Origin of the sequence: Bradyrhizobium sp. 27S5 (assembly GCF_037217225.1) — a bacterium.
In the GTDB taxonomy this organism is placed as follows: domain Bacteria; phylum Pseudomonadota; class Alphaproteobacteria; order Rhizobiales; family Xanthobacteraceae; genus Bradyrhizobium; species Bradyrhizobium septentrionale.
This window is the reverse complement of record NZ_CP147714.1, coordinates 1,119,583-1,141,608: the sequence shown is the minus strand read 5'-3', so window position 1 is coordinate 1,141,608 and position 22,026 is coordinate 1,119,583. Positions and strand designations below refer to the sequence as shown.

General features: G+C 59.2%; 18 protein-coding genes and 1 pseudogene. 9 read left to right on the top strand and 10 right to left on the bottom strand.

Features of this window, described 5'->3' with window-relative positions; all coding sequences use genetic code 11:
* Nucleotides 1–13 precede the first annotated feature (13 nt).
* Complete coding sequence (locus tag WDM24_RS05555) at nt 14–832, bottom strand: SIR2 family protein (RefSeq protein ID WP_338830698.1); 819 nt, start codon at nt 830–832, stop codon at nt 14–16.
* 674 nt (nt 833–1,506) lie between these two features.
* Here WDM24_RS05555 and WDM24_RS05550 point away from each other — a divergent pair.
* The gene (locus WDM24_RS05550) at nt 1,507–2,601 is read left to right on the top strand and encodes a DUF4238 domain-containing protein (protein ID WP_338830697.1); all 1,095 of its coding nucleotides are present in this window, start codon (nt 1,507–1,509) and stop codon (nt 2,599–2,601) included.
* A 207-nt stretch (nt 2,602–2,808) separates the two neighbouring features.
* On the opposite strand, the gene WDM24_RS05545 is transcribed toward WDM24_RS05550, so the two are convergent.
* Entirely contained in the window at nt 2,809–4,503 is a 1,695-nt protein-coding gene (locus WDM24_RS05545; protein ID WP_338830696.1) for an ATP-dependent nuclease, read from the bottom strand.
* A 486-nt stretch (nt 4,504–4,989) separates the two neighbouring features.
* Between WDM24_RS05545 and WDM24_RS05540 the strand changes: the two genes are divergently transcribed.
* The 3 genes from WDM24_RS05540 to WDM24_RS05530 all read left to right on the top strand — a co-directional run bounded on the left by WDM24_RS05540 (nt 4,990) and on the right by WDM24_RS05530 (nt 8,644).
* Nucleotides 4,990–5,532: a hypothetical protein gene (locus tag WDM24_RS05540; protein WP_338830695.1), complete on the top strand. Its 543-nt coding sequence runs from the start codon at nt 4,990–4,992 to the stop codon at nt 5,530–5,532.
* A 382-nt stretch (nt 5,533–5,914) separates the two neighbouring features.
* Nucleotides 5,915–6,199 (top strand): hypothetical protein, encoded by a 285-nt coding sequence (locus WDM24_RS05535; RefSeq protein ID WP_338830694.1) that lies wholly within the window; start codon nt 5,915–5,917, stop codon nt 6,197–6,199.
* Between the two features lie 483 nt (nt 6,200–6,682).
* A complete protein-coding gene (locus WDM24_RS05530; protein WP_338830693.1) occupies nt 6,683–8,644 on the top strand; it encodes a hypothetical protein in 1,962 nt (653 codons plus the stop codon).
* Nucleotides 8,645–8,726: 82 nt separating this feature from the next.
* Here the strand turns inward: WDM24_RS05530 and WDM24_RS05525 are convergent, their stop codons facing one another.
* Entirely contained in the window at nt 8,727–10,349 is a 1,623-nt protein-coding gene (locus WDM24_RS05525) for a tyrosine-type recombinase/integrase (protein WP_338830692.1), read from the bottom strand.
* Between the two features lie 341 nt (nt 10,350–10,690).
* Here WDM24_RS05525 and WDM24_RS05520 point away from each other — a divergent pair, with 341 nt between their 5' ends.
* Nucleotides 10,691–11,413 carry a hypothetical protein gene (locus WDM24_RS05520; protein WP_338830691.1) on the top strand — a complete coding sequence of 241 codons (723 nt, stop codon included), beginning with the start codon at nt 10,691–10,693 and terminating at the stop codon, nt 11,411–11,413.
* On the top strand, nt 11,410–11,805 hold the full coding sequence (locus WDM24_RS05515) for a hypothetical protein (protein WP_338823006.1): 396 nt from the start codon (nt 11,410–11,412) through the stop codon (nt 11,803–11,805). Before WDM24_RS05520 ends, WDM24_RS05515 begins: the two co-directional genes overlap by 4 nt.
* A 702-nt stretch (nt 11,806–12,507) precedes the next feature.
* Here the strand turns inward: WDM24_RS05515 and WDM24_RS05510 are convergent.
* Nucleotides 12,508–12,708 carry a hypothetical protein gene (locus WDM24_RS05510; protein ID WP_057848204.1) on the bottom strand — a complete coding sequence of 67 codons (201 nt, stop codon included), beginning with the start codon at nt 12,706–12,708 and terminating at the stop codon, nt 12,508–12,510.
* A 617-nt stretch (nt 12,709–13,325) separates the two neighbouring features.
* On the opposite strand from WDM24_RS05510, the gene WDM24_RS05505 reads away from it, so the two are divergent.
* Nucleotides 13,326–13,568 (top strand): hypothetical protein, encoded by a 243-nt coding sequence (locus tag WDM24_RS05505; RefSeq protein WP_338823001.1) that lies wholly within the window; start codon nt 13,326–13,328, stop codon nt 13,566–13,568.
* Between the two features lie 1,045 nt (nt 13,569–14,613).
* On the opposite strand, the gene WDM24_RS05500 is transcribed toward WDM24_RS05505, so the two are convergent.
* Both WDM24_RS05500 and WDM24_RS05495 read right to left on the bottom strand, forming a co-directional pair.
* The gene (locus WDM24_RS05500; RefSeq protein ID WP_414645687.1) at nt 14,614–14,931 is read right to left on the bottom strand and encodes a hypothetical protein; all 318 of its coding nucleotides are present in this window, start codon (nt 14,929–14,931) and stop codon (nt 14,614–14,616) included.
* Nucleotides 14,932–14,944: 13 nt separating this feature from the next.
* A complete protein-coding gene (locus tag WDM24_RS05495; RefSeq protein ID WP_338830690.1) occupies nt 14,945–15,979 on the bottom strand; it encodes an AI-2E family transporter in 1,035 nt (344 codons plus the stop codon).
* 830 nt (nt 15,980–16,809) lie between these two features.
* On the opposite strand from WDM24_RS05495, the pseudogene ligD reads away from it, so the two are divergent.
* Nucleotides 16,810–17,749, top strand: a pseudogene (gene ligD, locus WDM24_RS05490) (non-homologous end-joining DNA ligase); the annotation flags it as partial.
* 35 nt (nt 17,750–17,784) lie between these two features.
* Here ligD and WDM24_RS05485 read toward each other — a convergent pair.
* From WDM24_RS05485 to WDM24_RS05475, 3 genes are all read right to left on the bottom strand, one after another.
* Nucleotides 17,785–18,609, bottom strand: a complete 825-nt coding sequence (locus WDM24_RS05485) for a ribonuclease HII (RefSeq protein ID WP_166299002.1) — start codon at nt 18,607–18,609, stop codon at nt 17,785–17,787.
* Nucleotides 18,610–19,172: 563 nt separating this feature from the next.
* Nucleotides 19,173–20,030 carry a glucose 1-dehydrogenase gene (locus tag WDM24_RS05480; RefSeq protein WP_338830689.1) on the bottom strand — a complete coding sequence of 286 codons (858 nt, stop codon included), beginning with the start codon at nt 20,028–20,030 and terminating at the stop codon, nt 19,173–19,175.
* Nucleotides 20,031–20,040: 10 nt separating this feature from the next.
* Nucleotides 20,041–20,337 carry a hypothetical protein gene (locus WDM24_RS05475; RefSeq protein WP_338830688.1) on the bottom strand — a complete coding sequence of 99 codons (297 nt, stop codon included), beginning with the start codon at nt 20,335–20,337 and terminating at the stop codon, nt 20,041–20,043.
* A 255-nt stretch (nt 20,338–20,592) separates the two neighbouring features.
* Here WDM24_RS05475 and WDM24_RS05470 point away from each other — a divergent pair, with 255 nt between their 5' ends.
* Complete coding sequence (locus WDM24_RS05470) at nt 20,593–21,096, top strand: ferritin-like domain-containing protein (protein WP_338830686.1); 504 nt, start codon at nt 20,593–20,595, stop codon at nt 21,094–21,096.
* 105 nt (nt 21,097–21,201) lie between these two features.
* Here WDM24_RS05470 and WDM24_RS05465 read toward each other — a convergent pair whose 3' ends face one another.
* Complete coding sequence (locus tag WDM24_RS05465) at nt 21,202–21,894, bottom strand: HAD family hydrolase (RefSeq protein ID WP_338830685.1); 693 nt, start codon at nt 21,892–21,894, stop codon at nt 21,202–21,204.
* Between the last annotated feature and the right edge of the window lie 132 nt (nt 21,895–22,026).

Below are 22,026 nucleotides of genomic sequence, written 5' to 3'. Positions count from 1 at the left end.
TCGCTCCTGGTGGCTACGATGAACCAGAAATCCTCCCTCCGCAAAATCCTTCAATTTGTCTCACACGCCCTGACGGCAAACAATTGACGACCTTGACACCACGGCGCTCGAACCTTGCGATGTCTCCTGGGCGAGCGTTCACCATGATGGCGTAAGCCATACGGCGTGTCTTGCCTAAGCGACTTGCTACCAAGTGCCAGATTTGACGAAAGTCGGGATCGTCTAAGCTGTAACCAATAAAGACCGCAGTCTTGGTAATAAGCTGGTTTGCTAAATAGGTCGCGATGAGCGGATAGTTTGTGAGGAATCCATCGTAATCCGCCTCAGTTACCACAAGCCGCGTCGGATGACGAACATCGCCGTGCAATTTGAATAGAAGGGTGCCTGAGGCTCCGATGTTAATCGACAGCTGATCTTCGTCCACCACCGGATGCACTGTTCGATTATCTTGGCGGTCGAGGTCATACTGCCTCTCGAGTAGGAAATCGAAGTTGGTCGTACAGACGATGTCGAACGGCAGAGTGCAAAACTCTTTGTGCGCGGGTCCCGGTTCAGCCCCGTTGATGTGTAAAAGTTCTGCGAGACGCTCTATGAGACGCGCCCTGCCAAATTCATGCTCGTATGCAGAAATGCCGTCCAGTACGCTCGTTGGCGAATAGTCCAGAAGCTCGTCGGCAAAAGCTTTGCCCAGCTCGGGCCATAGAGGCATCTTTGCCGGAGGTGCCAATTTTGCATTCAACGACATGCCCGCCCCGATGACGGGCAGCCATCGGCCACTCACTAAGTCTTCCAGAACCGGCTTCGGGAAGTGGACGAGATGCTTTGGCGCCATCTGGCAACTCGAAATTGTACAAAACTTTCAAGCTCCCATTAAGGTGATAAAGGGTTCTATTCAAGAGATTTCACTTCGAGAAAGCAGGAATACCGGTACAACCGGCAGCATTTCGTGTCTGCCTTGTGCTCAGCGCTCACCCGGCCACCACTTGGAAGGCGGATCACTCGCCTTCCGTTGCCGCAGGGCCACCAAGTGGCTCCGCTTGTACGCATGGCCCCTTACCTGCGAACAGTCCCCTCATCCCATGTACCGCTCAAGCTCGTGTACTGGTGTCGCCATCGGTCACCACGGTACGTGGGATTGCTGAAGAGCTGAACACGAGGGACATTAGGGCTCCTCGTGGTGACACATGGCACCCCACGGCTGTCACGCGCCTTCTCGCTCGGCTCTCACCATAGAAACCTCGCAAGCGCCTGGTTTCGGACCGCTCGGGGTTCAGGATGGCCTCCAGTTTGGTTTGGGGCCCCTTTCGGGCGACCTACGGTTCTGGGTTTCGCTCCTCCCCGGCCTTCTAAAACGGCGGCTTCGCTGCTGGCCGCTGCCGAGCTGAAACCAGCATGCGCTCGCGGATATTCGGTTGCGACCGGTGAGCATTCAACGGAAGCAGAAACGGAAACGTGGTGAATCCCAGGCGAATCCAGTTAGATGCGCCCTGCTGCAGGTTAGAATCTATGGCCGATCGAAAGAACCAGCATTTCGTACCGAGATGCCTACTGAAGCCCTTTACGCTGAAGCGCGAAGGACACGCAATTAACACCTACATTTTAGGCGCTGGCCGACATATTCCCAATGCGCCTGCCAAAGGACAGTGCGCCAAGACCTACTTCTATGGGGAGGACCTGAAGGCTGAAACTGCGCTCAGCGGCCTGGAGGGGCGCTTTGCTCGGATTCTTTCTATGTTGGAGAAGGGCTGCCAGCTCAGTCCGTCCGATGACGATTGGCTTCGCCTGTTCACGGTCCTGCAAACAAGACGTACGGAAAAGGCTGTCGCAGAAACCGCAAAAGCCACCGAAGATCTGATGGACACGATTTATCGTAAGCATCCAGAGCAGAGACCGGAGTCTCTAACGAGAAAGCAGCTCATCGCACTCTCAATGAGCGGCGGCCTCGCAATGCACGACTATAGCGGCGATCTGAAGTTTATTGTGCTGCGAAATAAGACCACCGTCGATTTCATTCTTTCAGATAATCCGGCGGTGATGACCAACAGGTGGGCCTTTGAGCGATTGAAAGACGATAGTTTTGGTATGAGTAACTCCGGTCTAATCTTGGCGCTTCCACTCACACCGCATTTGCTCGCATACTTCTTCGATATTGGTATTTATACCGTCTCGATACCTAGGGGGACCAATTTCGTCGACATCACCAGTAGTGCCGACATTGAAGCTCTCAATCATCTGCAGTGCTTGAGCGCGCACAAAAATCTTTATTTCTCAAATTGGGATCAAAGAGACTACATCACGGGACTTGCCGTCGCCGCTACACCAAAACGGGAGTCGGACACACACAGAATCACGGAGTTGATCCGGGATCAAAGTGTCACCGGTCCTCACGAGGCCTTTAGAAAGGGCTCGGAAGAAGAAAAGGCTCAGAGCCAGCAATTCTTGGTCATGAATAGCTTTGTTCACCCTGAGCCATCGGCATGGCCTGGCATTCTAAAATACCGACCGAAGCCGGTCAGTTTCAATAATGGCAGCTCAGTCGGATATGTTCGAAAGAAAGAGTGGCTAACGCGGCGAGCGAAGGTCAGCGCTGGCCATAGGTAGGTGCGCGGCATCACGCCAATTTTGAGTGGGGCCGCTTTGGCCGGACCTACGGCATTGGATTTTACCCTCGCCTGCTTCAAAGGGGCCGGCCTTCGCTGCGAGCGCCTACCGAGCTGAAACGAGCCGCGCCGTATGTCCCTGCTTCTCACCGATCTCGCTGACTTGCTTGAAGACACCTATATGCTTTTTTAATCGAGGATGCCGCCCTTAAGCAGGAATAACAGGGAGCTTCTTCTTCACTTCGTCGAGTATCTCTCGGACAAATTGTGGGACAAGTTCTACTTCCGCAAGGGCCTCGGCAATGAAGCGAGCCACCAATGGTTTGTTGCGGTCAGCGGAGATACCGAGTTCAGCGCGCGCCTGGGCTTCCAGCGCGTCGTAGAGACCGGCGTCGATCACCTCCACATGTGACTTGCACTGCGTTTCCCAGTTGTCCTGCAAGATTGCGTAGTTTTCCGTCACGCAGGCCGCAGGCTCGTCCGCTTCTTCTATTCCGAGTAGACGGCACAAAGTACGATTAGCGGCTTTCTCCGAAGACTTACCGCCGTCATTGTCAAACAAAACGTACGTGCGGATGCCATGGACCTCGTAAAGTTGACATAGCGTGTCAATAGCAGGCTTGCCGCCCGCGGACACGATTGAAATGCCGTGCTCGTCGAAATCGAAGCCGAGAGCCCTGGCGAACACCGGGATCGCTTCGCGCTCGGACGGGCCTTCGACGACGATAACGACACGGGCAAAGAACGCCTCGGTCATCTCGGCTGTTCGCACGTTCCTGATGAAGGCGCGGACGGACTGCACTGTCATCTCTCGCTGCGGGTGAAGCTTCTTACGAGCGGTGAGCAACTCCTCGCTGGAAGCCGTTTTCACCTGAGTACAAACGTCGTCATCTTCGTCTTCACAGCGGTCCACCAATACAATGCGGTCGCTACGAGCGACGTCGAGAAAGTGGGCACTGTGGGTCGAAACGAAGATTTGATTGCCGGCATCAGCTAACGCCTCAAACTGCTTCATCAGGCTGCGCTGTGCGTGCGGATGTAGATATAGCTCGGGCTCCTCGATGCCTAGCACCGCATCGCCTCGGAATGATTTAGCGAAGGCCTGGAAAAGCGCGAGCACGAGCACGTTTCGCACGCCTGAGCCGACCTCCAGCGGATTTCTGGCCTCGCCTCGTTCGACGAGCGTCGGATATAGACTGCGATAGAGATTGGTCTCCTCGAGCGTCCGAAACTCGAACGACACGTCGTACCGGGCAGTCTTGAGCTGGGCGGCGAACGCGTCCTTCAACTCCTTTTCAAAGGCCTTGTACTGGTCTGTTTGCAGGAGAGCGTGGGCGCTATCGAGTGCCTCGCGTAGTTGAGCCAGCTGGTCTCCATTGTCCTTCAAAGTTTGATGGAGATGGCGGAGGGCCTGCCCAAAAATGGACCAGCGCGACGTTGAGAACTGCCTCTCGTAGTTTCGGCTAGCATCCACGTAAGCGAAGGCAAGCTCTTCCCGGTGAGCATTCGTAAATGGGCGGACAGGTCTGCCGTGAATGTCGATTGCATTTAGTGCGTACGATGTTTTGGAAGTATCGAACGCGATTTCGGAGACGTACGTGCCGTCTAGGCACAGCCGGATGTAGATGCTGTTGTCGCGATTTCGCCCGTAAAAATCCGAGTCGTCCAGGTTCGCAGGCATCGGCCAGCGCTCGCCCAGGATGAAGTTGATCGCCGACAGGATGTTGGTTTTGCCAGCATTGTTCGCTCCGACGAGGATGCAGACATCCTCCGGATAGAAGTTGATGTACTTAATCGACCGCCAGTTAGCGATTTCAACGCGCGTGATCTTCAACTGGAAATCCTCCGGATTCCATTTAGACCAACGAAGCGTTTTCGGTGAAGGGAAATCGATGTTGTCCACCACCTGGACGCGAGCCGGTGAGAAGGCTGAGCGATGAAGAGCTTTAGCTTCCGACCTTGCCTGACCTTTGTGTTGTGAGGAGGAATAGTCGTGGCAGCCGCTCAGGGCCGGCGATGTCCTTCATCGGCTTCTTATCGAAAGCCCAACGTCCCACCCGCCTGATCTCCCCTACTGCGCCGCCTCGCGTAGGGCCGCCTGTCACCCATTGAAATATCAAGACAATTCCGAGCAGATCAACAACTTAGACCCCTAACCTCACGGCCTACCCTACAGAGGAAGCCGCGACGAGGAACGACCTATCCCCCTACAATAGGCGAGCCCACGGCCATTAGAATCTCAAGACAGTTTCGACCTTCACCTCATTGGCGCATTCGAACAAAGAAGACCGGCGCCCCATCGCGGGCCACTCGCCTGACAATGCTGGGGCGCATAGACGGTCTCTGCTCCTAACGTTTTTCCTCCACCCCTAACCACACAAGAAATCGATTGATCGAGCAAGCTAACGGCCTCACCACCACATTGTCATCGCAGTTATCACTATCGCAGGCCCCAGACTACAAGCAGGTGCGCCGCTATCTCCAAACCGTCCAGCAGCGCGAAGCCTTAGGCAACTTCATGAAGGCCGGCTGGACTCCCGCAGAACTCGCAGAATACGCACGCAGCATGTATCTCGTGCCTGGACAAACGAAGCCCACTGCAGCCAGCTATCGGTTCGTCATCGAGCAAGGACCGGACTACGAGCCAGCCAAGGCTGCCTTAGCGACCATGCGGGCTCCCGGCTACGTAATGCCACCCTTTGATCGCCCCGAGCCCAAGGACTACGAGTGGGACGATCCCGACAACCCGAGATACGGCGCAGCGATCATGGCGGCAGCTGAGACCATGGCGCGCGGATGCATGGCCGCATACGACGATAGAAAAGGCCGGCCACGACGCGGGCCTGATGCACCAATATCAAAACGCCTGCTGAGGAGCTGCTTCCGTGAGCTTCACGCCAATAACGCCTTCGGACTGCAAGGCGCAAAATAGAGATGCCAATGGTCAATACCTCGATGGTGAGACCACTGACGTGCTGCAGCAGCCGGGGTAACCCGATGTAGGATACGTGATCTCGGAGACTGTGAGCAGGCACGGACGTGTGAGGGACATTGCCCTCCAGCATGCGCGCAATGAATCTATGAGTACACGCCCAAGACAATGCTGTTGAAATTGGTTGCCGATCTGGCACCCATAGGGGTCTGCGCCTCGATACGTGTGTTTCACTCTGTTCTCCATTGAACGCTTGGAGGTGAATCACATGGCCGAGGCGATAGACGAACCAAAGTCTTACTTAACACGCTCCCAGCGCGAGACCTGCCTGAGGCTCGGAAACGCTTTGGCGCCGCTCACTCGCGTTAGGCCGAATATGCGGATGAATGTCGTGCTCATGCTTCTCCTTGTGGGGAAGGAAGACGGCCTGACGGTGAGCGAATTGGCAAAGCGCTGCGGCGTCTGGAAAACTGTTGCTACTCGCTATCTGAGCGACTTAGGCACCATCGACAGACACGGCAGACCTGGCTTGGGTCTAATAACGATGGTGCAGCGAGTGTATGGCGACCGGCGAGAGAAGCATGTGTATCTGACCGAACGCGGGTTGGAGTTCGCTAGTCAAATTCGAGTTGCCCTCACCGAGCCGAAGCCACGCAGGCGGTTTTGACGTTTGTAAGCTTTGGGGCTTACCCGCGGCAGTCCGATGCACGCCCTTCGGACTACACAGGTTGGCCTGAGGGCTCACTCAGGCACTCAGGCTCGATACACCAAGCTGGCTTAGGTCGACACCAAGGAAGAATTACACTGAGTTAATCTACAACAACGTTCCACAGGGCTCTTGGGATTCACAAGAAAGCTCTGTGGTGCGTGTTATTCAACGCTAGTACAGCAACCCTGCGCCGGCTCAACGAATCCATGAGCCTCCCAAGGGCTCCTAAGCCCGCTTTGCTTACAAGGAGGGGCTTTACCCCTCCCCCTTTGCGACTTTGTTGGTGTGGCAGTGCTGAGCGTCGGCACCTCGGCCGCACTCGAATAGCCTGGCCATCTGTGTGGCCTTAGTGGCAACCCAAAGAATGGGGTGCAGACCTATATAGGGTATCTTCTTTAGAGGTTCCCCCCCCCATTTCCTACTCCGGAATCCAATACCTACATGACCGACCTTATCGGCCTGCACGAGGAATACGCTCTCGTGTCGCCGCAGACCTTCGTGGACCGTTTGTCCCACGAGTGGACCACATCCTATCACAACGTGCCCAGTGCTTCCCTAAGGAAGCTGTGGGCCACCATGGCAAATACTTATCAAGGAGCTATTGCTGATACTGCTGCGGGTGTCACGCCAAGGTGGCGCATCCTGTGGCCGCCCACTGGCGCAGGGAAAACCTTAGGAGCCAAGGTGTACGCGGCTCTCCAGGCTCAGCAGAACACTGCCGCGGCGGGCCATAAGAAGCCCGTGGGTATCCTCATCGTCACTCGACTGATCGCCCAAGCCGACGAGATGGTGGCAGCCATCAATTCTCTCGCCGGCCGTCAGGTGGCTGTGGCGGACCACACGGACCATCGCGCCACCAATGAGCAACTGAGCGAAAGCGACGTGCTCGTTATCACGCACCAGGCCTACGTGAATGCCACGCAAACCCTTACCAGCACCCGTGCTAGAAAGTGGGAGCGCCTTACACATTGGAGAGGCGGCCAGCGTCTTCTGACCATTGTCGATGAAGCCCTGTGCAACGTCATTGAAGAGAGCCAGGTCAAAGTGGACAGCCTCGGCCAAGCTATTGGCTTCATTCCGCTTGACCTGCGCGCCAAGCACGCCGCAGAGGTGGAGGCCTTGGACAAGCTTTACGTGGACCTGGGTCACCACGCCGGTGTCAGTGCCGGCTTCGGGGGTGGCGCGTGTATGGCCTGGGGGCCAGAGGGAACTCCACACGGACCCGTGAGCCTGCGCGCCCTCCGGGATGCAATGCTCAAACTTCCCTATGACAACTACATTGGCAAGAATGATGCTGCCGAGCGCAACCGCATCGCCGTCCAGATCGACAAGACGCTTGCTGCAGCAGAGGCAGTGTTGGATCAATACGCGTACTTCGCGCTGAAGGGTAAGGAGCCCACGCTCAACTCTTCAGCACTGGTGGTCCCTCTCGATGCTCCTGGCCCCGTGGTGCTCGACGCTACGGCACGCGAGGATTTTATCTACAAGCTGATGGAGGACAGGGCGATCATTATTCCGACGCCTTCCGGGGTGCGCGACTACAGCAGTGTGACCCTGCACATCGCATGGACGCACTCCGGGATAGGCAAAGGAACGATGGTGGAGCGCGCAAAGACACGCTTTCCGCGCCTTATCCAGGACCTGACGCAACGCCTTGGCCCTGAACGCAAGGTGTTCTTCTGCGTCCACAAGGCTGTTGAGCATGAGTTGCCGGACGCCTCCGAGCTACCGTTCGTCAAGAGCACCAAGGCCCATTGGGGCGCGGTGGACGGAAGCAACGACTATGCCGACTGCGACGTGGCTGTTGTCTTCGGCCTCCCCTTCCGGGACGCGACGACATGGCCCACCAACGTGTTCTTCGCGCTTCAAGGGGTGCAAGGCGACGACTGGCTCGATAATCCTACCTGGAAAGGTCAGTTGAACCTGCGTGAACACATGGTACGCCGGCAGCTAGCAGCGTCCGTCATTCAAGCCATCAACCGTATCTGCATTCGTCGCGTCACTGACGAGCGCGGTGGATGCCCTGCAGCGGATATCTTCATTGTGCTGCCTTCAGGTGACCGCGGAAATGATATCCTTTCTTCCATTCGTAGGGAGATGCCGGGGATCAACGTTGCTGATTGGCCCTTTGATCCTGATGCCGGCCCTAAGGCGCGGAGGCGTGGCGCTGGGACGCCTCATGGCCGCCTGTTGACCTTCATGGAGAACCGGGCTCCGGGACGGATTTCGCTGCAGGTGATTTCACGAGAGTTGGGCCTGACGCCGAACGCCAAGAAGGAGCTGCAGAAGAACCTTCGTAACGAGAACCATCCGACCGCCCTGGCCTTAAAGGCGATTGGCGTGACCTACGCGGTTAGCGGCAAAGGCAGAGGTGGAAAGAGCGAACTCGTGAAAGCAGCATAGTGCACACGGGAGACATAAGCCGTACACGGGTATCTTTGGGAGCCCATGTGCGGCTTTTCCCATCTCGACGCGGGTTGGACTTTCAATTCAGCCTGTATCGCGGGAATTTCTTGAGTGCCTCGGCCATGTCTTCGGCGGTTGGCTGTCCATATTTCCTGCCTTCGCTAGCGGGAGCGTGGCCCGTGATAGCGTCATGCACCTTCTCCGTGATCCCAACGCGTTCGGCAATCTGCTTGAACGTGTGCCTCCATGCGTGCGTTGGGCTCAGTTCGGGGTCGGTCACGCCTTGCTCTCGCACCCATTCCGCCAAATCTCCACGCACATTGCCCGCCCGGCTCCGACTAGGGTTCATCGGATCGCTGCTTGCACGATGCGTTGTCTTGTCGTCATAAAATAGCGCGCCCTTCCCAACCGAGCGGACCATCTCAAGGAACCCTTGGGCGATCAGGTGCTCATGGATTGGCACAACACGCATCTTCCTGGTCTTGATCGTGCCCGCGTCTGGCATGAGCTTCATGAAATGAAAGCTGCCCCGCTTCTCGATGTCCTCGCCGCGAAGCTGAGTAACCTCGCCTGCGCGCGCCCCTGAGTACGCACAGAGCCACGGTACCCAGCGTTTCGCTCGCTCCCAAGGCGTTCGAGGGTTCTTGATGGCACTTGCAGCGCGGAGGATCGTGCGCGCTTCCTGCTCAGTAAACGCCTTCGTCTCACGGCTTCTCGCCTTCCGGGGAACGTCAATTTTGACTTCGGCGAACGGGTTTCTCTTAATGTGCTTGTGCTCCGCGCCCCAGCTGAACACCCGCCGAGAGGACGAAAGCCAAACCTCGCGCACGGTTATTGCGGAACGCTCCTCGGTAACTAATCCTCGTACCCAAGCGCGTGCGGCTTCTTCGCTGATCCCATCGGCACCGACATCTGCGAAATGCCGTTGCATCCCAAGAAACACAGCACGCCAACGCCCCACAGTGTTCTCTGCGGGCTTGACGGCCTTCACGAATGCTTCGAACAAATCCCAACAGCTGATACCTGAGCCGCGCACGGGCCCATCGGTGAATGTTGGGAAGCTGTCCGGGGTGTCGTCAGGGGAATAGTCGCCGTTGGCGCGTCTTTCGAGCAGCGCTATGGCCGGCAAAAGATTGTCGCTAACCGCATCGACAAATAGCGCATAGGCACTGGCGTTGAGGGCCCTGCCCTCGCTGGCAAGGAAGGTGGCCACGCGCGCCAGCTCAGCAATCTGCGGTCGTACTGCTTCGCGAACTTCCGGCTCCTTGGCCCATTCCCAAGTAGGATCGGCCTCAGGGTCCTCGTGATAAGCCTCGGGCGCTTCAGGGTAGATCACGTTCCATACGATATGGTCGCTCATCTCCCGCCAACGCTTCGCCGGCCCTGGATCGTTTTCGTATTGGGCAATGAACCACTGATACCAACGCCCAGCGAGCGCTATTGCATTGAGCTTTGTGAGCGGCTGTCCCTCACCGTTTCGCTGCGCTCGCAATGTAGCGATGCGGGTCTCAACCTCAGCTTCCCACTCACCCAGGCGCACCTTTGCTTCATGGCGCGGTGTGTCCGCGGGTAGCTTTAGTTGCGCTTCCCGACTAACGCCGTAGAGCCGCGCGTACTCCTCGCGCACATCCACAGGAACGCCCTTGCGGGCAAACCACCGTCCATCTCTCGCACGTCCTAACGCGACCATCCGCAATGCCATTTGTAGCGCCTTTTGTATTTTAGGCGGCGCAAATACGTTCGGTCTATCAGTAAGATGCTGGAGATGCGGGGCAATTCAACTGTTGTGGTACAGTTGGGTGGGCTCGAACACCGACCTGTTCCACAGGAGCCGAGCTTATGGCCGCCATCGAACAGGGGCCCTGCACGCGACCTGACCCTGTGGATAGCTGGGACTACCGGGGGTAGATAGCGCAGCATATTGAGCTACACGCCTTGCGACCGTACTAATTGTAGGCATGCGAATCGGGAGTTCCTGGAACCCGGCAGGCTCAACACAAAGAACAAAAGGAGTCTTCTGGGTTCGTTCTCATAGGGGCGTTCATGACCAAAGACAGTCGTAAGTCGCGTGGTACGAAAGGTTCTGAAGTCAAAGTGTTACCCTGGCGGACCTTCAAGGACCGTCCGTCAGGTATCTGGATCGAGGAGACGGTGGCGCAGATCACGGAGACTGGCCAACCGGAGCTGATCGAGTCCCTGTATCGAAACAGCATCCCGAAGGATGCCAAGTTCAGGAAGCTCCGGCAGCTCATCACGGTCAATGGGACCAGGCGGCCGGACGGCGACCTCTGCCCCTGCCCGATGTGTGCACCAAACCGCTTTCTGACCGGCACTCTCGTCTGGTTTCCCGACCTCCAGTGCTGCGCCTTCATCGGCAACTGCTGCGCCGACGCCGACGTCTTGGCCGAGGCCGACAGGGTATGGAAGTTCGAGGAGAAGAGGAAGTTCGAGGAGGACTACCTTCTCGCGAACCTGCCGCTGGTGGCTCCGAAGTTGGCCATCTTGGAGAAGCTGAAGCCGGTCGCCCTGGAGGCGACGCGGGCCTATCGGAAGTTTAGGACCAGCCTCCCCCAAGTCCATGAGCTGCTTCGCAGGATGAAGCATCAGCACGGCGATCAGCTCACCCTGACCGAAATCATCCGCAACGAGTCGACCGAGGACGAGTCGGACTACTACGGACCCGCCGGCTCAAAGGGCGAGGCAAGGACGCGATCGAGACCCGGGACCATACCTTCGGTTCATTTACCGGCCACACCGCTGTCGTGAAGGACTATAACGCCATCAGGGATCTGGAGACGATCCACCGCAAGCTGGCGTCGGTTGCGCCAGATGGCTACGGCGACGAGGCTCTGTACTTCATCGCCGACATGTCAGTACAAGAGCGCAATGTCGCGGTCATCATTCTCCAGGACGTCGAGGAACTCCTCGCCGTATTCAGACACAAACTGAAGGATCTTGCCTCCTGCTACACCCGCGCAAACGCCGAGAACCTGAACCAGTTTTTCACGCGCGACCTGAACAGCATCTACTACAAGGTGGAGCTGACCAGCGTCCGCAGTCGCCCGACCATGTGGTTCAAGAAGGGCGGCGGCTTCTCCGACCTCATCCTGGAGTCATGGGCCAACAAGCTCGACTTCGAGTGGCCCAAGGCAGACTGACGACCACAAAGCAAAAGGCCCCGGGTGACCGGGGCCTAAAACTGGTGGGGTATCAGCTTGGTAACAGGTACTTCACGTAGCAAGAAGCTGGCGTGACAACGCTCAACCCTTTCGGGTCCCCAGTGCCGTAAGTGCTGCTAAACCTTTTCGAACCGTCGAACGCATCGTGCTACGGATGTGATTGCGCGGTTTGCTGACGGGTGCTTTCATCTTCGGTTTCTCCACTTGGGCTTGGTTTTGGTGAACTTCGGCTTGAGCGGAGACCCTGAGCTGAGCGTGCCACGTCGCTTTCGGCGTCAGCGTGAATTACGAGTACCATCGCTGATCTCGAAATCCGCGTTTGTTTTACCGCATCGGCTTCAGGCGGCGCAACCCAGGAAGAGCCGCCGTGCCGACATAGTCAGCTGCAGCCACGGTGCAGGTTCTTCGGGCACCATTCCGCGGTCTGGGCCGGGGTTTAGCCTCTGCCCGCCTGCACTTAAGGACCTCCGCGAGTACCTCAATCGCTATGTCTACCTGCCGCGGCTAGAGAATCAGGAGGTTCTGGTCAAGGCCGTGCAGGCTGCCGTGGGCGGTACGCTTCCCGGTCCGTTTGCCTACGCTGAGCGATGGGACGAGAAGTCGGACACCTATCTAAGCCTTGCGATCGAGGGAGCCGTCAATGCGGCAACACTCTATTGAAGAGCATCATGATGCCGCCTTCTAGCGCTGGTGACCAAGCCGGATTCCAAGCTTGAGCGCCTTTTGGCGGAGTGAGCCTTCGGAGCGCTTTGTGAGCTTCGCAATTTTTGCAACCGGAGTCTTGGCTTTCGAATGAGCGCGCAGCTCCTTTACGTCAGCCTTTGTGTATTCGCGACGCACAGGTTTCTTCTTCGTAGCCGTCTTCTTTGCCTTCTTCGCCACTTTTAGCTCCTCGATTCGAGAGCGGGCGTACTAGCACAGCCGCATTGAGGCGCAACTCTCCATCGGTTGACCCTATAGGCTGGTCCGATGCGTGAACTCGCTCATGATGTCAGGTTTGCCGGCGATTTGATGCCGGAGAGATTCGGCCCCTGCCCGAGGTTCAATCACGCATTAATGCGCTGCTAGCGGCGGGTATAACCACCAGTGCTGCAGAATTCATCCGCGACGAGCGCGGCGTCCAGACGTTTCAAAAGGCCCCGGGCCGGGCGCTCGCGCGCCTTCACGCCGACTTTCGTCTTTTCTTTGCACACGGGGCCAAGTGAGCACGGGGACGGCGTGTTACGAACTTGCCAACAGCGCATCCGGTCTGTCCGATTTGTACGCTATAGCGCGCAGGAGTTAGTCGCGGCATCAGAGAGCCTTTTGTTTGGCACCGTAGGCGACATAGATCGACGCATCCGGGCAATTGGGCTGCGCGCAGCTGGCGTCAAAACAAGTCAGCATGAACCTCATCAGCTACCACAAAAGCAATGCCTTCCTGGTAAGCCCGCGCCGACACCAAGGTCGCGCCATGGAAATTCCTATGCCGATCTCGCTCAGCGGGACTTGATCCGATTGTGGCGGAAATCATCGAAGCACACGCAGAAACCATGATTGACAATGATAACAACAAGCGGCGCCGGCTCGTCGAGTTCAAGGATGGTTGCCGCTATGGCAAATTCGGAAAGACTAAGGCTTATGAGCTGATCGCCCACGAGAGGATCAGAGCGTACAAGATGGGAGGTAAGACCATGATCGATCTCGACAGCGTGGATGAATATCACGCTTCGCTGCCGAGGGTCGAAGCGAGAGCAAGCTAGACCGCCGATCTGCGCAGCGGGACGGCAGGCGCACCGTCGCGCAGGCTGTCGAGGCGATCAGTGCAACGCTGCATCAAACGCACGCGTCCGGCCCAATAGGCAGCACAGTTATAGATGCCGAGGATCTTGTCGGCCTCTGCCAAGGCGGCGCCGCACCACCTCATCGCGCCACCAGCGCTACTTTCTCAGTGTAGTGGGCGAGTTGGGCTTCCACTACATCGCCGTCGAACGCGCCCTCCTCGTTGAGCAGTGGGCGACGCGGTCGAGTGGAAGCCGTGCGCCCAATGGTCGCCGCCGAGGCAGTATCGCAGTCCGTGCCCGCAGCCCCGCGTTCTGTGTGTTGTTGGACATTGGCAGGCCATCGTCATTGGAAGTCCAGCATCGCGGATCAGCGCCGCACGATCAGCGCATTTGGTGTCGGTCTCGCGCCCAGGCAATAGAGCCGCCCCGAAGTCGTCCCAGCCACCGGCATTTCGATTCATCGCCAGGTTCGATTCCGGTCGCGACATTGAAGACCGGAACGGCATGGTGCCAGCCCTGCTGCCGGGGGAGCCTGCTCTTTTTTGCCAGCTGATACGGCCCGTCTGCTTGTTGGTATTTCTGTTGGTATTGGCAACATTCGACTATAAAAATTTATGCGGATTCAGATAGTTATAGTATTAGGCGGTTGTCGGCCAGGGGCACCACGTGAAAATTTGTAATAATAACAATCACTTAAGCTCCTGGTTCGATTCCGGATTTTCGAAAAATTTTCAGGACGCAGCTGAAAACACACGTAAAAATTCACTTCAGCTGTCCATTTTGCTGGTATTTTTGCTGGTATCAATATGGCGTTCTGTTTTCGCATAGGCGGATACTATAAGAAGCTCAGCGCACGGCCGGCTGCCCTGTCCAGACGATTTCGATGCTGGGCATCAGATGGTCCGAGCGCCTGCTCCTCTGAAGACGCCGCGAGATGGGGCATTCTTGGTCTGATGAAGTCGGCCGCGATCGAACTCGGCGAGCACAACATCACCGTGAACGCTCTTATTCCCGGTCTCGAAAGTCACCGGCGGCGACCCCGCCACGGACATTTGACCGATCGAAGCGCGCAGCTTCCGCTCTCTCGCGACGACCCAGATCGGTAGGAAGGGCGGAAGTCACCGAACGCCGCGTTGGAGCCGACAGGGCGCTTCAGAATGACGCCGGATTGAGCCATGGTCGCCGCGACGATCTCCGGATCGTAGGTCTCCTTGGCGACGCCCTGATGGAAGAGATTGCTGTCGGCTCCCCACGCTTCCAAGGCCGCTTTCATCGATGGCGCGGCGATCGCCTGGTCGTAGAACCCGGGCAAGGCCACGTATGTCTTCGGCTTACTGGCCATCCCTCTCACGTCCTCAGGCTTGCGGCGTAGGGCGGAATATCCACTCCCGCCACATTGCCAAAAGCGCCGCCATGATGACCGGTCCGACGAACAAACCGATCAGGCCGAAGCCGGCCAGACCGCCGAAGATTCCGACGAAGGCGAGCAGAAACGGAAGCCTCGAAGAACCGCTGACCAAGGTCGGCCAGACGAAATGATCGCCCGCAAGCATGATGATCGAGCCCCAGAGAAACACGCCCGCGGCCGCGATGCCGCTGCCGCCTCCCGATATCGTCACGATCGCCGCCACCGTAAACGCCAGCCACGCGCCGAACGGGATCATCGCGAACGCAATCGTAAATATCAGGAACGTCAGCGCGCTCGGCACCCCGGCCACGAAATAGGCGGCGCCGATCGCCAGCCCCTCGCCGACGGCCACCAGCACCGTTCCGTTCACGGTCGCACGCGTCGCGTCCACCATCTTCTCGACGAGGCCTTCTCCCGCTTCACCGAAAAGACGGTCGCAAGTCTCGAGGACACGGCTGGCAACCGCTCGGCCATGGCTCAGCAGGGCGAACAAGGCCAGCAGCGAAAAGAACAGCATAAAGAGGCGGTGGATCAGCTGACCGCCGAACGTCGTGAAAAGATCGGACACGTTGTCGGCGTTGAGCGACTTCAGCCAGGCCGTCGCAGCCTTCGGGTCCGATAGGTTGGCGCGCCACCACTGCTGCGTGCTTTCGGCGGCGAAGGGCAGGCGCGCGACCCAGTCCGGTACCTCGATTCCGCCTTCGCGGGCTCTCTTCATCCAATCGATCAGGAGGTCGCTCTGCTGGGCAATAGTATAGATGGCGAGCGAAATCGGGGTGATCAGGATCAGTGCGACGAGAACCGTAAAGACGAACGCCGCCGCCGCGGATGGACCCGACATAAATCGCCCAGCGAACGTCAGATACAGGGGCCACAGCGCGACGGCCAGGATGGTGGCCCAAATCAGCGGCGGCAGGAAGCTCCAGGCCGTCCACAATGCCAAGACTACCAGAATGAGCGCGAACACGACCCTGGCGTTCATGCGGGCGCTCGGTCCCAGCGGAAGCGGCTTCTGCTCGCCCGCGGGAGGGACAACGACGCGCGGCTTGTGCGAGTTCGGTCTTTTCGCACCTGCTTTTACCGATGCTGTCATCTGCGGCGCTCGGGTCGGACGCTAACGCTGCGCGGCGACGAGCGGACGGTCCACCGACGGACCGGACCATGACGCCGACCGCCCGCGCCGGCGGATCCGGACAACGGCTACGTTGCCACTCGTGGAAAGTGGTTGCAGCGCCCGCCTTTTCCGCCAAGCCTTGACCTCGGCCTCCAAGCGCAAGGACTCCAGGGTATTCTCGCTGCGGTCTTCCTTGTTCACGTGCATATCAGCAGTACCCTTCGGACGCCTCACGCTTAAACGGCTGCAGATGGAGGATGTTCCAGCTTCGGAACATCCCCTGGAGAAGGAGCGTTCAGCAGATGAGCTTACGACGCACGATCGAAGGACTGGGTCCCTACCCATCGCTGTTTCTCCTGGCGCTCCCGACCGCGACCGTTGAGCCACTGAAGCTCGTTGCCGTGGCGGTGGCCGGCAAGGGGCATTGGATAACGGGGACGGGCGATGATCGTCGCCTGCTACGCTTTCAGCCTTCTGGTCGTGGAGCGGCTTTTCGTCGTCGTGAAGCCGAAACTCTTGATGATCCCTTGGTTCGCGAAGCTCTGGAAAGGATTCGTCTCCGTCCGGACGCGCGTATTGAACATTCTGGCGTCTTGGATCGGGCTTTGCCACGATCCAAAGCCGTCCGCTTCGTCCTCGCGACCGAAGCGCGCTGGCCCACCCGCCGCTCCGCTCTTCGATCCGCGCTCTGCCCGGAGATGAGCCGCAAGTCCACACTGCCCAAGCGCTTGCAGCCGATGCTCGCCACCCTCACGGATGGCGCCTTCGACGATCCGGACTGGGTCTTCGAGGATAAGTACGACGGCTTCCGGATGGTCGCGGGGCCGGCGCGGGAGCGTCGCGCTCTACAGCCGCAACGGAAAGATCATCAGCCGCTCCTACACCGAGGTCGCCGAGGCCCTCGAAGGCGTCAAGGGCGACGCCGTGATCGATGGGGAGCTCGTCGCCATCGGAAAGGACGGCGTGTCGCACTTCCAGCTGCTCCAGAACGCATTGCGTCATGAGGCGAAGCTCCTGTACTGCGCCTTCGATCTCATGTTCGCGAACGGAGAGGATCTGCGAAACTTGCCTCTGCTCGAACGCAAGAAGCGCCTCCAGGCTATCCTGCCACGGCACAGGCTGATTGCCTTCAGTCGACATCGCAAAGCAACCGGCAAGAAGTTCTTCGCTGAGGCCGAGCGCAAAGGCCTCGAAGGCATCATGGCGAAGCGTTCCGACAGCCCCTATGCGTCGGGAGGCCGAACATCCGATTGGCTGAAGATCAAGACCGCGCAGCGGCAGGAGGTCGTGATCGCGGGCTTTACCGCGCCGAAGCGGACAAGACCGCACTTCGGTGCGCTGGTTCTAGCCGTGAGGGAAGCTGGCGCCTGGCGTTACATCGGTCATGTCGGTACCGGCTTCAGCCATGAGACGCTCAGAGAACTACATGCGAAAATGGTGAGGCTGATAGCGGCGAAATCGCCCTTTCGGGACAAGGTGAAGGACGAGGCGGCCACGACTTGGATCAGGCCGTCGCTGGTAGCCGAAGTGAAGTTCGCGGAATGGACCAGCAAGGGGGAATTGCGCCAACCCGTCTATCTCGGACTTCGGACCGATAAGAAGGCGGAGGACATCGTCCGGGAAAGGACACGGTCGCGAAACCAGGCTGCTGGACGACCCGTCCGGACCACGATTCAGCCGGCAGCGCGCTCGGGAGCCGAGGGCCACGGCGGAAGGGGCGGCAAGCCGAGAGCCTGACGTACGGGCCCGAACGACCGTCGATGGACTGCGCATGCGCCAAGCCTGGCAAGCGCCTCATAGTGCGCCTGCACAGGGTAGCCCTTGTGCTCGGCGAAGCCATAGCCGGGATGACGCGCGTCGAGTATCCGCATCACCGCATCGCGCTCGACTTTCGCAAGGATGGAAGCGGCTGCGATGCTGGCAGATTTGGCGTCGCCTCTGATGATCGCCTGCTGGGGGATGGCTATCTCCTTCAACCGCTTCGCGTCGATCAGCAAATGCTGCGGCGTCGAACCCAGCCCTTGGACCGCCCGCTGCATCGCCTGCAAACCTGCCCAATAGATGTTGATCGAATCAATCTCCTCGACTTCGACGAATGCCACGTTCCAACTTGCAGCCTTCTCCTTGATCTCCTTCGCAAGTTGCTCACGGGCCGCAGCGTCGAGCTTCTTCGAATCGTCGATACCGATTATCCGCGTGCCGGGCTTCAAGATCACGGCGGCAGCCGAGACCGGCCCGGCGAGCGGGCTCATTCCGGCCTCGTCTACCCCAGCGACGGCATGGTGACCGCTCTCCCAGAGGGACGTCTCGAAGCGAAGCATTTTGCGAAGGCGTTGTCCCTCCGATCGGTTCTCGAAACGCCGCTTGTCGATCAAGGCCAGGATAGCGCGCGCTCCAGCGCGGCTGTCGGCGCGCAAGACCTGCTCGACGTTCGCCTCAAGGGGTCTTTTTTCAACGACATAGCGTTGACGCAGTACATCGAGTGAATGTCGGATCATGCAGCGGCCCTTGTCCTTGGCTTGGCTGGGATGTGGGCAACATTTGTGGCGAATATCTGAATTTCGCTGTGCGCCTCCGTCGCAGCGCGCCCTCTGGCTTTTGGCCGCGTTCTCGAACACCCATCGTTGCCGTGCGGCGCGCCGATGATCGTCGAAATGCTCCTATGACGATGCGGGGCTCTCTATTTCCGACAATGGCGCCGCTACGCAGACGAATCCCGGGGGCTTAGCGCGCCGCGGATCAATCCGATCGCTGCTTCGAGTACCAACCGGCGTGTGGCGTGTTCTTCACGGCGTGGCGGTTGAAGTCGGGCGCGCCGTCGTCCCACCAAACGGGGCCACCCTCGCCGAGGGCGCGCTTCGCTTCGTCGACCCGTCGGTGACCTTCCAGCTCTGCATTGCGGTCCCGGCGCTCTTGGCGTCCTTCACAGCATGGCGCGCTTCCATGAGGGTTCGGAGAAGACGCCCCCGCTTCGATACCGGGATCGCTGAGGCGCCAAAGCTTTCCTTCACGACGAAGTAGCGCTCGTCCGGCGTCACTGGATGCCTGATCCCCGCCATTCCTAGATGAAGGGCTTGCCTCCGGTCACCGCGACAGTGGTGCCCGAGGTATAGCTCGACAAAGGATCGGCCAGCATCACGTACGCTGTGGCGAGCTCCGCCGGCTGGCCGGCCCGTTTGAGCGGCACCTGCTTGCCGAAGTTCTTCACGGCTTCCTCAGGCATCGTCGAAGGAATGAGCGGCGTCCAGATCGGGCCGGGAGCGACCGCGTTTACGCGGATGCCCCTCTCCGCCAGCATCTGCGCCAGTCCGCCGGTGAAGTTCTGGATGGCCCCTTTCGTCGTCGCGTAGGCCAGGAGGAGTGGGTTCGGCATGTCGGAGTTCACCGAAGCCGTATTGATGATGGCGCCGCCGGGCTTCATATGCGGAACGGCCGCCTTTGCGAGAAAGAACATCGCGTGGATGTTCACCTCGAACGTCATGCGCCATTCCTCATCGCTGATGTCGCCGATGTCGGCGAAGGTCGCCTGGTGCGCGGCGTTGTTGACGAGGATGTCTACGCCGCCGAGCTCCCTGACGGCGCGGTCGACGACCGCACGGCAATGGTCGGCCGAGCGAAGGTCGCCGTCCACCAGGACGGCGTTGCGTCCCTCCTTCTCAACGAGGTCGGCGACTTCCCTGGCGTCTTCCGTCTCATCGAGATAGGCGATCAGGATGTCCGCGCCCTCGCGAGCGAAAGCGATGGCGACCGCCCGACCGATGCCGCTATCGCCACCGGTGACGATGGCGCGCTTGCCTTGAAGACGCCCAGAACCCTTGTAGCTGGTCTCGCCGTGGTCCGGACGCGGATCCATCTTCGCGGTCGAGCCCGGCATCGGCTGGCGCTGATTGGGATATGGCGGCTTGGGATAGTCGGGCATGGGCCGCGTCTCACCTCATCCGCACGGTCTTGGCGCCGGCGGATTTGAGCGCCTCGGTCACCTGCTTCGTGTCTTCATCATGGAAGTCGACCGACACCTCGATCGTACCTTCGAGCTTGCCGCCCTCCCCGGGCTCCGGCGAGGACTTCACATCGGCGCCGGCCGGACGTTTGCCGGCGGTATTGTCGGCCCCGGTCGGCTGCACGAACACATCGCTTCTCGGCACGCCGCATTCCTGCACCACGTGCTCGACCGCGAGCTCCGCGGCCCGTCGGCTGGCGAATTCGACGATGAGGGTACTTTCCATGACGGCTCCTTTCAGCATGCGGCCGCCGACAACCCGTTCAGAGCCGCGACGGTTCCTATAGCGGGAGCGCGACTTCGCGACGCCCCCAACAACGACCGGGGCAAGCACTGGTTCGCTTCTTCCGGAATTTGGCAAAAGCGGAACCGACCGAGAATGACCAAGAGAACCGCTCGCCGCGGACACGGAGCGCCCGATTAGGAACACTTCCCATTCCCCGTGGTTTGCCGTGCGGCCATTCAATGATGGGAGACATCCATGGGTTTTTTCACCAAAGACATCAAGACGCTGAACGACCTCTTCGTGCACACCCTGCGGGACATCTACTACGCCGAACAGCAGATCGCGAAGAACCTGCCGGACATGATCGAGAAGGCGAGCGACCAATCCTTGAAGAACGGCTTCGAGACCCATCTCGCGGAGACCAAGAACCAGATCACCCGGCTGGAAAAGGTGTTCAAGATGCACGGCGTCGAAGCCAAGGGCGTGAACTGCCCCGCCATCGACGGCATCCTCGAGGAAGCGAGCGACGTGGCGGGCGACGTCGACGACAAGACGGTCCTCGATGCGGCCCTTATCGCGGCCGCCCAGGCCGTCGAGCACTACGAGATCACACGCTACGGCTCGCTGATCGCATGGGCCAAGAAGCTTGGCCGCGACGACTGCGCATCCGTCCTCCAGGAAAATCTGGACGAGGAAAAGGCGACGGACAAGAAGCTCAATGACATGGCCATCAAGAGCGTGAACCAGCGCGCCGCATGATGAGTGCGGGCACGGACGCCGGTCGCCCGCGTGGGCGGCCGGCAAAACCTACGCGAGGGAATTCGCGCGCGTCCTGGGACGTATCAACGGCGAGGACCGGGATTTCTAGGCGCTGCGCAGCCAATCCGATTGGCGCAATTTCGGGCCGCTCTCTCCGAAAAGCAGGCTCGGCAGGAGCGCTTTCAGATCGCGCGCCACGGCGAAGCAGCCGGCTTGGTTGAGCACCTTCTCGGCGAATCCCCCGGTCAGAACGGCGGCGACTTTCGTACCGGCCTCAAGCCCGGCTCCGGCGTCGTACGGCGTATCTCCGACCATGACTGCCTGCGGGCCCTGAATGCCGAGCTTACGCAAGGCCATCCCGACCAGGCGCGGGTCGGGCTTTCCGTACTCCACGTCGTCGCCGCAAGCGGTCGCGGCGATGAAGTCGTCGGCGTTCACGAGCGCCATGTAGCGCTTGAAAGCGATACCTTTGCAGTCGGTAGCAAGCGCGACGCGGCTGCCCTGCTCGGTCAGGATCCTGAATACATCGCGGACGCTTTCGAACGGCTTCACGCTCGGCAGATAGTTACGTTCATAGATCGAGCCCTGGTCCTTCAAGATCGCTCGGCGCTCATCCGGAGATGCTTCGGGAACCGCTAGCTGCAGCGTCTGGTCGCCGTCGAGCCCCGAATAGAGCTGAAGCGTCTGAATCGGGACGCGATATCCCGACCTATCGAGCGCGTCCTGTAGGCTGCGGAGGTTCTGCGGCACGCTGTCGACGAGCGTTCCCTCCACATCGAATATGAATCCTTGAAACATCGGATGGCCTCGGTCGTGGTGCCCAATGAGCTAAAGCCTGCGACGGCGGCGGGTTCCATGGTGGCACGCGAGCGTGTTCCAGATCAATCGTTTCGGTCACCAGGGAGGTGCCCGCAAACGGGACGCGAACAA